This is a genomic window from Flavobacterium sp. ST-158 (assembly GCF_058309975.1).
On record NZ_JBZEEN010000002.1, the window covers coordinates 66,350 to 78,476 of the forward strand.

General features: G+C 32.9%; 5 protein-coding genes. All 5 read left to right on the top strand.

The features are described 5' to 3' along the window. The first annotated feature begins 3 nt into the window (after nt 1-3). The 5 genes from AC4FRF_RS04790 to AC4FRF_RS04810 all read left to right on the top strand — a co-directional run bounded on the left by AC4FRF_RS04790 (nt 4) and on the right by AC4FRF_RS04810 (nt 12,108). A complete protein-coding gene (locus AC4FRF_RS04790) occupies nt 4-1,368 on the top strand; it encodes a glycoside hydrolase family 43 protein (protein ID WP_491158341.1) in 1,365 nt (454 codons plus the stop codon). 145 nt (nt 1,369-1,513) lie between these two features. After that, entirely contained in the window at nt 1,514-3,250 is a 1,737-nt protein-coding gene (locus tag AC4FRF_RS04795; protein ID WP_491158343.1) for a glycoside hydrolase family 43 protein, read from the top strand. 686 nt (nt 3,251-3,936) lie between these two features. Continuing rightward, entirely contained in the window at nt 3,937-7,146 is a 3,210-nt protein-coding gene (locus AC4FRF_RS04800) for a SusC/RagA family TonB-linked outer membrane protein (RefSeq protein ID WP_491158344.1), read from the top strand. Nucleotides 7,147-7,156: 10 nt separating this feature from the next. Beyond that, nucleotides 7,157-9,043: a RagB/SusD family nutrient uptake outer membrane protein gene (locus AC4FRF_RS04805; protein WP_491158345.1), complete on the top strand. Its 1,887-nt coding sequence runs from the start codon at nt 7,157-7,159 to the stop codon at nt 9,041-9,043. A 44-nt stretch (nt 9,044-9,087) separates the two neighbouring features. Next, nucleotides 9,088-12,108 carry a SusC/RagA family TonB-linked outer membrane protein gene (locus AC4FRF_RS04810; protein WP_491158346.1) on the top strand — a complete coding sequence of 1,007 codons (3,021 nt, stop codon included), beginning with the start codon at nt 9,088-9,090 and terminating at the stop codon, nt 12,106-12,108. Nucleotides 12,109-12,127: the final 19 nt, after the last annotated feature.

Below are 12,127 nucleotides of genomic sequence, written 5' to 3' on the forward strand. Positions count from 1 at the left end.
AAAATGAAGCATCTTTATAAAATAGTAGTATTACTTATAATTCTTTTAAAAGTTACGATAGGAGAAGCTCAAAATCCTATTGTGCAAACCAATTATACTGCCGATCCTGCTCCAATGGTTTACAATGGCAAAGTATATTTATATACTAGTCATGATGAAGATGAATCGACTTGGTTTACCATGAATGATTGGCGATTATATACCACAGAAGATATGGTTAATTGGACAGATCACGGGGCTGTTTTGTCATATAAAGAGTTTGCTTGGGCAAAAATGAATGCCTGGGCTCCTCAATGTATCGAGCGCGATGGAAAATTTTATATGTATGTACCCATTACTGATCGTCAGGGAAAGAACGGTATTGGTGTCGCTGTTGCTAACAGTCCTTATGGACCATTTATTGACGCATTAGGAAAACCTTTAGTCTCAAATAGTAATGCTGATATTGATCCAACAGTTTTTATTGATGATGATGGACAGGGGTATTTATTTTGGGGAAATCCTGTTTGTCATTATGTGAAATTGAATGAAGATATGATTTCTTATGAAGGCGAAATCAAGCAAATTCCTAATACAATTGAAGCTTTTGGCAAGCGTGAAGGAAAAGTGAACGAACAAAGACCAACGACTTATGAAGAAGGCCCTTGGATGTACAAACGCAATAATCTCTATTATTTATTTTTTGCTGCCGGTCCAATATCGGAACATATCGGATATTCAACCAGTAAAAGTATAACCGGACCTTGGAAATATCAGGGTGTTGTAATGCCTACACAAGGTGGGTCTTTTACCAATCATCCCGGTGTTATCGATTTTAAAGGGAAAAGTTATTTTTTCTATCATAATGCAGGTTTGCCTGGAGGAAGTGGTTTTAATCGTTCGGTATGTGTAGAAGAACTTAAATTTAATAAAGATGGTTCTATTACACCGTTGAATATGACCGAAGGCATCAAACAGAGCTTAAGTACGTTAAATCCTTATGCTAAGAATGAAGCAGAGACTATTGCCTGGTCGGAAGGCGTGAAATCAATGAAAAATGATGTTGTGGGGAATTTTATTAACGCAAAATACAATGATGCTTATACTAAAGTAAAAGCTGTAGACTTCCGAAAAGAAGGTGCTTCAAAATTTACTGCACGAATTGGTACCACTCATAATGGAAATGTATCAATGGAAATAAGATTAGACAGCAAAGACGGAGAATTATTGGGAACGCTAAAAGTACCCATGACTGGAGGTAATGACCGTTGGTCGCTACAGACAATTGGTATTAAAAAAGTAGCCGGAATTCACGATTTATATTTTGTTTTCAAAGGAAAAGCAACGAGTCAAATCATGTACTTCGATTATTGGATGTTTTCTAAATAATCCTCTTTTTAAATATTTAAGCAATCGGTTGTTTTTGTGTTGAAAAAAAGTATAAATTAGATTTTTTAAACAACCGCAAATTAATGCTATTAAAAATTATTTTTTTAATAAATAAATTATAAATAAACCAATTAAAATTAATGTAATGAAAAAAACGCAAGTGCAGCAATTGTTATTAATGTTAGTACTGTTTTCTTTTATGGGAGCGAACAGTCAAAATAAATCAAAGAATAATGCACCATTATTTTCGAATTTTACCTACCAAGGAGATGATCAAGTATATAAAGATAACCCCCTAAAATCGGATGAGTTTTATACTCCAATTTTGCAAGGTTGCTACCCAGATCCTGCCATTACCAGAAAAGGAGATGATTATTATATGGTTTGCTCTTCATTTGCCATGTTTCCAGGAGTACCTGTTTTTCACTCTAAGGATTTAGTAAACTGGACAGATTTAGGTGGAGTTTTAAATGATGTCACTCAATTTAATCCACACGATACAGGTATTAGTGCAGGTGTTTATGCTCCTGGGATAACTTATAATCCTCACAATGATACTTTTTATATGATAGTAACTGCTTTTTCCGGAGGTTTGAACAATATTATTGTAAAAACTAAAGATCCTAAGAAAGGTTGGGGGAATCCTATAAAATTAGGATTTGGAGGAATAGATCCTTGTATCTTTTTCGATGATGATGGAAAAGGATATATTGTTCATAATGATGCTCCTGATCAAGGAAAAGAGCGTTACAATGGCCACCGTGTGATTAAAGTATGGGAATATGATGTTGAAAATGATAAGGTCATTCCAGGAACAGATAAAATTATTGTGGATGGAGGAGTAGATCCGGCTAAAAAGCCAATTTGGATCGAAGCACCACATCTATATAAAAAAGATGGAAAATATTTTTTAATGTGTGCTGAAGGTGGGACAGGAGGCAATCATACTGAAGTTATTTTTAAAAGTGATAGTCCTAAAGGGCCTTTTATCCCAGCTCCAAGCAATCCAATTTTGACTCAGCGCTTCTTTCCAAGAGACAGAGCCAATAAAGTTGATTGGGCTGGTCATGCGGATTTAGTAAAAGGACCTGGAGATAAATACTACGGCGTTTTCTTGGCAGTAAGACCAAATGAAAAAAACAGGGTAAATACAGGACGTGAAACTTTTATTCTACCTGTAGATTGGACTGGTGAATTTCCGGTTTTTGAAAATGGTTTAATTCCTTTGGAACCAAAACTAAAAATGCCAAAAGGAGTTAGCGAAAATAGAACAGGAAAAGAGGGATTCTTCCCTAATGGAAATTTTACATTTAATGATAATTTTACCGCAACTAAGTTAGATTATCGTTGGATTGGTCTAAGAGGTCCACGTGAAAAATTTATCACAACTTCGAAAAAAGGATTAACAATTAATCCATTTGATACTAATATCAAGGAAGTAAAACCAACTTCTACTTTGTTTTATCGTCAGCAACATAATAGTTTTTCATTGACGACTACGATTGATTATAAACCAAAATCAGACAAAGATTTGGCAGGTGTTGTGGCTTTGCAAAATGAAGCTTCTAATTATGTTTTTGGAATTACGATGAAAGATAAAGACTATTATGTCGTTTTACAAAAAAATCAAAAAACAAGAAGAGATGCTGCAGTAAACTCTACAATAGTTGGCAGTACAAAAATTGATATTAAGAAACCAGTACAATTACAAATAAAAGCCAAAGGAGACGAATACAACTTCAGTTATTCTCTTGATGGAGTTAATTTTGTTAATGTTGGCGGACCTGTTTCTGGAGATATTTTATCAACTGATGTAGCAGGTGGATTTACAGGTTGCTTGTTAGGATTGTATGCTACTTCAAACAATGATGCACACCCATAAATAAAGGAATATGTTTTATCTGTTAAGCTTGAATCATTATCCAAAAAGCTTAACAGATAAAACATATCTTCTAAAATGATTTAACTACTATAAATATTGTTTAAATAATTATTACCTGAAAAAAGTATAAAGCTTGCTTAGGTTTAATGTTGCTATATGTTTAGTTTAATTGTTATATAAATACAGTTAAAATATTTTATTTTACTTTTTTTTGTATTTATATTAAAAAAAACAACACAATCGGTTGTTTTTATCTTTTTTTATTTTACATTTGTTTAACACTTATTCAAAAGACTGTGTTAAAATTATTTAGTGTTGTGCTAACACTTATTTTTTTAAAACAATTACACAACCGATTGTTTAAACAGGATTTGGATTTTACAAAATTTTAAATAACCAACAATAAACTACTATTAACTAACCAAATAATAACCAAAAAGCCTATGGGATAAGTTTTCAAAAAGAAAACACCTTTTTATGTAACTAATATTCATATTTCTTTAGAAGATGTGAAGTAAGAGGAGGGTGTTTTATTTCAATTAAATCATGTACTGTGTTTTATTTTAGATTTAAGTCTCAAAAGTATTATCAATTCGATTAAGCTTAAAGTATAATAGATTGTAAAGTATGTGATGTTTAATTTAAGTGTTAATTTTTAATAAATTAAAAAATGTCAAAATATTAATATGAAAATACAATTAATTAAGATTCCACGAAAAGGAAAGTTCGTGGTAATGGGAGTTTTGTTTCAGTTTATGTTTTCGAATGTATTATTGGCTAATGAAGGAAATACATCAATTCCTTTTTCGGCTTCTGAAAAAGATGAATATGCCCAACAAATAACTATAGTAGGAACAATAACTTCCTCTGAGGATAAACTGCCAATTCCGGGTGTTACTATTTCTGTTAAAGGTAATCCTAAATTAGCAGTTGTTTCTGATTTTGATGGGAAATATAAAATCAACGTACCTTCTAAAGACGCTATATTAATCTTTAGTAGTATTGGTTTTAAAACGATTGAAAAGCAAATAAATGGTCAATCAACTATTAATATTGCTATGGGAGTTGACCAAACTTCATTAGAAGAAGTTGTGGTTGTAGGGTATGGTAAGCAAAAGAAAGAGAGTTTGGTTGCAGCCATTTCTCAAGTTTCAGGAACAACATTAGAGCGTGCAGGTGGAGTTCAAAGTATAGGTGCAGCATTAACCGGTAATGCACCTGGATTAATTACTTCTGCAAGTACCGGTATGCCTGGGGAAGAAGATCCTCGTATTGTAATACGTGGAGGTAGTACTTGGAATGATTCTTCTCCTCTTATTTTGGTTGATGGAATTGAACGTCCAATGAATAGCGTCGATATTGGTTCAGTAGAATCAGTTTCTGTATTAAAAGATGCATCAGCAACAGCTGTTTATGGAGTTAGAGGTGCAAATGGAGTAATTTTGATTACTACTAAACGTGGAAGTATTGGTAAAGCATTAATTAGAGCTCGTGTAAATACAACGATGAAAGTTCCTTCTAAATTGCCAAATAAATATGATGCTTACGATGCTTTAATGATTAAAAATCAAGCTATTGAGAATGAATTGTCATTAACGCCATCAGCTTGGAATGACTATCTTCCACAGGATATTATCAATAAATATAGATATCCTGCTAATCAAGAAGAAAGAGAACGTTATCCAAATGTGGATTGGGCAAAAACCTTATTTAAGGATTTTGCGATGTCTCAAAATGCTAGTTTGAATGTAAGTGGAGGTACTGAATTTGTAAAGTATTTTACCAGTGCAGATTTTTTGCATGAAGGAGATCTTTTTAGACAATATAGTAATAATAGAGGTTATGATCCTGGTTATGGATTCAATCGTTTAAATGTTAGAACTAATTTAGATTTTAAAATTTCTTCATCAACCACTTTTAAAGTAAATCTTGCAGGTTCTCATGGTGTAAAGAAAAGCCCTTGGGGAGCTTCTGGTGGAGAATATACCATGTGGGATGCTGCTTATTCAACAGCACCAGATGTATTTTTACCTTATTATGAATCCGATGGTTCTTGGGGCTATTATGCTCCAAATGAAGGCAAGGCATCAAATTCGGTTCGTAATTTGGCGATCAGTGGAATACAATATAAAACCACAACACAACTTACTACAGACTTTACAATTGATCAAAATCTAGACGTATTTGTTAAAGGCCTTAATTTTAAAGGAACAATAGCTTTAGACAATACTTTTGTAGAAGGTGATCGTGGAATTAGTGATTTATATAATGATACTCAACAGAAATATATTGATCCAGCAACTGGAATAGTTACCTATAAAAAGAGTTATGATTCAAATAATAGATTTGACTTTCAAGAAGGAATAAAATGGTCAACTAGTGCAGGAACTGTTCAGGATTGGGCAACTAAAAGAAGACTTTTCTATCAAACTCAATTAAATTATAGTGTAAAACTAAATTCAAAGCATGATATTACTGCAATGGGACTTTTTAGCCGTAATCAAAGTGCTACAGGAAGTGAGGTTCCTCATTATAGAGAAGATTGGGTTTTTAGAACTACGTATGGATACAATGGAAAATATTTTGCTGAATACAATGGTGCCTACAATGGTTCTGAAAAATTTAGTAAAGATAATCGCTTTGCTTTCTTTTCATCTGGAGGACTTAGCTGGATTCTTTCTAAAGAGAGTTTTATGAAGAAAACAGAATCTTTTATAGACTTGCTGAAAATTAGAGCAAATTATGGAGAGATTGGTGATGATAACATTAATGGTAGATGGCTTTATCTAACTCAATGGAGTTATGGAGGACAATCTCAATTAGGAACAAGTGGTGAAGGAGGAGAGTCAAGCCCTTACGTTTGGTATAAAGAGAGTGCTGTTGGTAATCCAGATGTACATTGGGAAAAGGTGAAAAAATCAAACTTTGGTCTTGATTATGGATTTTTTAAAGGTCTTATTAAAGGATCCGTTGATTACTTTAAAGAAGATCGTTCAGATATTTTATTAGCAGGTGGTAGTAGAGCCATTCCGTCCTATTATGGCGCAACAGCTCCTGTGGCTAACTTAGGTAGAGTTAAGAATGCAGGTTATGAATTGGAGATTAAATTGAATCATACTTTCGCAAACGGTTTGAATATTTGGTCAGAAATGAATATGACTCATTCAAAAAATAAAATTATTAGTGCAGATAATCCTCAGTTATTACCAGATTATCAAAAATCTGAAAATAAACCGATTGGTCAGGCTTATTCCTATGTTGCGCAAGGGTATTATAATACATGGGACGAGTTGTATGCAAGTACGATTCAAAGTACAAATGATAATCAAAAATTACCTGGTAGTTATAATGTACTTGATTATAATGGCGATGGTGTTATTGATTCTAAAGACAATATACCTTATGGTTATTCTGGAACACCGCAAAACACCTATAATGCAACGATTGGTTTTAATTGGAAAAAATTCAGTGCTTTCGTTCAGTTTTATGGAGTAAATAATGTTACACGACAAGTTGTACTAGGGAGTTTAACTTCACAAAATCATACTGTGTATGATAATGGATCTTTATGGTCAAAAGATAACATTAATGCAGATGCTCCAATGCCTCGTTGGCTTTCTACTCCAAGTGAATACAATAGTGCTCAGCGTTATATGTATGATGGTTCTTATGTTCGTTTAAAGAATGCTGAAATTGCTTATACATTTGATGGGGGAACTTTAGTAAAATCCTTGGGAATTCAAAATATAAGAGTGTTCATTAATGGTGATAATCTTTATTTCTGGTCAAAAATGCCTGATGATAGAGAAAGTAATTATGCAGGAACTGGCTGGGCTTCTCAGGGAGCATATCCAACAGTGAAACGTTTTAATGTAGGAGCTAATATTATTTTTTAAATTAGAAATTATGAAAAATTATTTCAAAACAATATTTAAGTATAGCCTTGTATTTGGTTTACTTGCTAGTTCGATATCTTGTGAACAATATCTTGATGTTTCTGCAGATACTCAGATTTCAGACACTGAAGCATTTGAGAATTTTACAAAATTTCAAGGATTTACTGAAGAACTATATCAGTGTATTCCTGATTTTACTAATGCTTATTGGACAAACTCTTGGAATTGGGGAGAAGATGAGATTCAATCTACAGCTCGTGATTTTCATTTTGTATGTAAAATTGACAATGGGAATTTTTGGGGTTGGCAATCTGAGTTTGATGGTTGGCAAGCGGGATGGATGAATAGAAGAGGTATGTCTACAGATAATGATCGTATGCATAAAGATTTATGGACTTTAGGCTGGGTAGGTATCCGTAAAGCAAATATTGGTTTAGCCAATATTGATAAATTAACAGATGCTACTCAGGAAGAAAAAGATATGATAAAAGGACAGCTTTTGTTTTTTAGAGGGTGGTTTCATTTTCAGTTCATGCAGTATTTTGGAGGATTACCATATATAGACCAAGTTCTTCCTAGTGACCAACCATTAACATTACCTAGACTTAGTTATGCTGAATGTGCTGAGAAAGCAGCGGCAGATTTTAGATTAGCAGCAGATTTGTTACCATCTAATTGGGATGATACTACTGTAGGTAAAAGAACTTTAGGAAAAAATGCGCTGCGTATCAATAAAATTATGGCATTGGGTTATTTAGGTAAAAACTATCTTTGGGCAGGTAGCCCATTGATGAATAAAGCCTCTACTGGTAATGCAAATTATAATACAGAATTCTGTAAAAAAGCAGCACAAGCTTTTGGTGAATTATTAACTAATACAGAGAGTGGTTCCCAATATAGTTTGCTGACTTTTGATAAATATAGTGATAATTTTTACACTACTGGTAAAAACTGGGCAATTCCAGGAGGTTCTGAAGCTATTTTTAGAGGACCTTATTGGGGAGCTAATGGATCTAATTGGGGAACAAGTAAACAATACCAGCCTGCACCTGTGTTAACAGATGGAGATGTGAAATTTTTACCAACAGCCAATTATGTTGACAATTATGGCATGGCAAACGGCTTACCAATCACAAGTATTACTCAAGCTGATGTAGAGTCGGGTTATGATCCAACACACCCTTGGCAAGGTCGTGATCCTCGTTTTTATAATGATATCGTTTATGATGGTGTCAAATGTGTTAAAGGAACGATGCCTCCTGATGTAGAATCAGATCGTTATGCTAATTTGTCTACAGGAGGGAGTTATCGTAATATAAGTACTGGAAGTAGAACTGGTTATTTACTGTATAAATTTATTCCAATAACGGCAAATAAATATGATGGGGGATATGATTATGGTAATAATTTAAATATCCATATCCCATGGATGCGTTTAGCAGATATTTATTTGATGTATGCTGAAGCAGCAGCAGTGGCTTATAATTCTCCTACGGGGAAAGATCCTTCATATAGCAAAACGGCTGTAGAAGCTATAAATGTTGTTAGAGATAGAGCAGGTGTAGGTCATGTTGCTACAAAATTCTTAGGATCACTTGATTCTTTTATGAGTGAAGTAAGACGCGAACGTGCTGTTGAATTAGCTTTTGAAGGGCATCGTTTTAATGATTTGCGTAGATGGATGTTATTAATTCAAAGTCCATATACTTTGAAGAAATCAATAGAATTTGATCGAGATGCAAGTTTTAGTACTGCAAATCCTAAAAATAACAAAGTGCTTAATATTCGCGAAACAGTTATTTTAGAACGAAGATTTAGTGAAAAGCATTATTGGTTACCATTAAAAAATGCCGATGTAAATATGTATTTGGAATTTCCTCAAAATCCAGGATGGTAATTATTCATATTGTTTTAAAAATTATAAATACAAATTAGAAAATAATGAGATATATACAACTAAAAATAGTGTTATGTTTTTTAATTATTGCTTTTTCTCCCTCAATTTTAATAGCTCAAGTTGTTCGTAAAATTGACGTTACTGGTATCGTTAAGGGAGTTGAGGGGAAGCCTATTATTGGTGCTACCCTTGTTAGTGAAAAAGACAATATTTCCACAACAACAGATTTTATGGGTAAGTTTTCGCTTAAAGCACCTGTAAATTCAAAATTATTAATTAATGCAAAGGGATATATTACAAAATCGGTTGTCATTAATTCAGAATCGAATGAAATAGATTTGATATTAGATAAGGATCAATCAGTACAAGTTGCCTTTAAAAAAGTACAAGAAAGTGATCTTTTAGGAGGAGTATCCTATGTTAATTTACCAGAAATTTTAGAAAAAAATTATACAACTTACAGTTTGGATGGTTTACAAGCTTTTGTAGGTGGATATAATGGAAATATTTGGGGGTCTGGTGGAGCCTTAGTATTAGTTGATGGTATTCCTCGTGGTGCTGGAACTATTTTACCTGTAGAGATTGAACAAGTTTCATTTATGAAAGGAGTTTCTGCTGTAGCATTGTATGGAAGTAGGGCTGCTAAAGGGGTAATCTATATTACTTCTAAAAAAGGAAATATCCAAAAACAACAAATCAATGTTAGAGTAGATGCAGGTATAGATGTACCAAAAAGTTATCCTAAATATTTAGGTTCTGCAGAGTATATGCGCTATTACAACCAAGCTCGTGTCAATGATGGTTTATCTCCATTATATTCAGATGAAACTATTTATAATTACGCTTCAGGAACAAATCCATATAGATATGCTAATGTAGATTATTATTCCTCTAAATATTTAAAAGACTTTTCTAAACGTTATGATGCTAATGTTGAAATTAAAGGAGGAAATAATATTGCTCAATACTTCACAGTAGTTAATTTTTCTAATTCAGGAGATTTATTAAATTTTGGCGAAGCTAAAAATAATAGAACCAATCGTTTTAATATTAGGGGGAATGTAGATCTTGCCATCAATGATTTTATTTCTGCTTCAATTGGAACAAACGCAATCTATTACAATGGTAGAGGTGTAAATACAGATTATTGGGGAAGTGCAGCAACTACAAGACCAAATCGATTTACTCCTTTATTACCAATTGATTTAATAGAACAAGGGGATGCTGTTTCTCAAGCAGCTATAAATAATAGTAACTATCTTATTGATGGTAAGTATTTATTAGGTGGTACACAATTAGATTCAAATAATTCATTTGCTGCTATTTATGCTGGAGGATATAATACCTATACTAATCGTCAGTTTCAATTTAATACAGGTGTAGATGCAAAGTTAAATAGTGTTATTGATGGATTGTCTTTTCATTCTAAATTTGCTGTAGATTATGAAACTTCTTACAATCAGGCTTATAATAATACCTATGCAGTATACGAACCAAAATGGAATACGTATGCAGGGTTCGATCAAATAACATCTTTGACTAAATATGGTGAGGACGCAAAATCAGGTGTTCAGAATATTTCTAATAGTGCTTATAAACAAACTATTGCTTTTTCAGGTCAGTTTGATTATGTGAAAAAGATTAATGGAGTTCATAATTTTTCAGGAATGTTGATAGCAAATGGATTCCAACAGTCAATTTCAGAAGTGTATCATAAAGTAAGTAACGCTAATTTAGGACTTAATTTAAGCTACAATTATGCAAGTAAATATTATGTAGAATTTAATGAAGCGCTAGTGCATTCAGCTAAATTTGCTGAAACGAAACGAAATGCTACTTCACCAACTTTATCTTTAGGCTGGAGATTGAGTGAAGAGAATTTCTTGAAAAACTGGTCGGCTTTAGATAATTTAAAGCTTACAGTTTCTGCGGGTATATTGAATACAGATTTGGATGTTTCTGACTATTATTTGTATCAAACTGTTTACAAACAAACTGATGGAGCTTGGTACAGTTGGAGAGATGGCTCTCTAAATAGAAGTACTGATTCTCGTAGAGGTGAAAACTTAGCACTTACTTTTGCTAAGAAAAAAGAAGTAAATGTAGGTTTAGAAGCATCATTTTTCAATAAATTAATCACTTTTAATGGTTCATTCTACGCTAATAGAATTAAGGGGAATGTAATACAGGCTTCTGTTTTATATCCTAACTATTTTACAACAGGTTTTCCAAATTCTAATTTCATGCCTTATATCAATTACAATAACGATGATCGTATTGGTTTTGATTTTAATGTTAGAGTGAATAAAAAAGTTGGGCAAGTAGACTTGTCTCTGGGAATTACTGGGAACTTTTATGATACTAAAGCGGCTAAAAGAGCTGAACAATTTGATGACCAATACCAAAACAGACAAGGAAAACCACTGGATGCTATTTGGGGACTTAAAAGCGAAGGCTTTTTTATGGATGATATTGATATTGCTAATCATGCTTCGCAAACTTTTGGTCAGGTTCAACCAGGTGATATTAAATACAAAGATCAAAATGGAGATGGTATTATTAATGCTCAAGATGAGGTGTATTTAGGTAAAGGAGGTTGGAGTGGCGCTCCATTTACTGCTGGTGTAAATTTTACAGCAAAATGGAAAAGTCTAACATTTTTTGCTTTAGCTACAGGACAGTTTGGAGCCTATGGGATGAAGAACAATTCTTATTTTTGGATAGATGGTGAAGATAAATATTCAGTTATGGTTAGAGACAGTTGGACTGTAGAAAATCAAGCAACTGCAACCTATCCTAGACTTACTACAAAGACAAGTGATAATAATTACCGTTCATCTGATTTTTGGATTTATAGTACTGATAGAGTTGATTTAGCCAAGCTTCAGATTACGTATGATGTACCAAAAAAATGGATTCAAAATTCATTTATTAATGAACTTGGAGTTTATGTAAATGGAGCTAATTTGTTAACAATATCTCCTGAGCGTAAAACTATGGAATTAAATATTGGCAGTACGCCACAAACTAGATTTTTCAATTTAGGGGTAAAAGCTTTATTTTAAATTAACAAATCATTAAAAA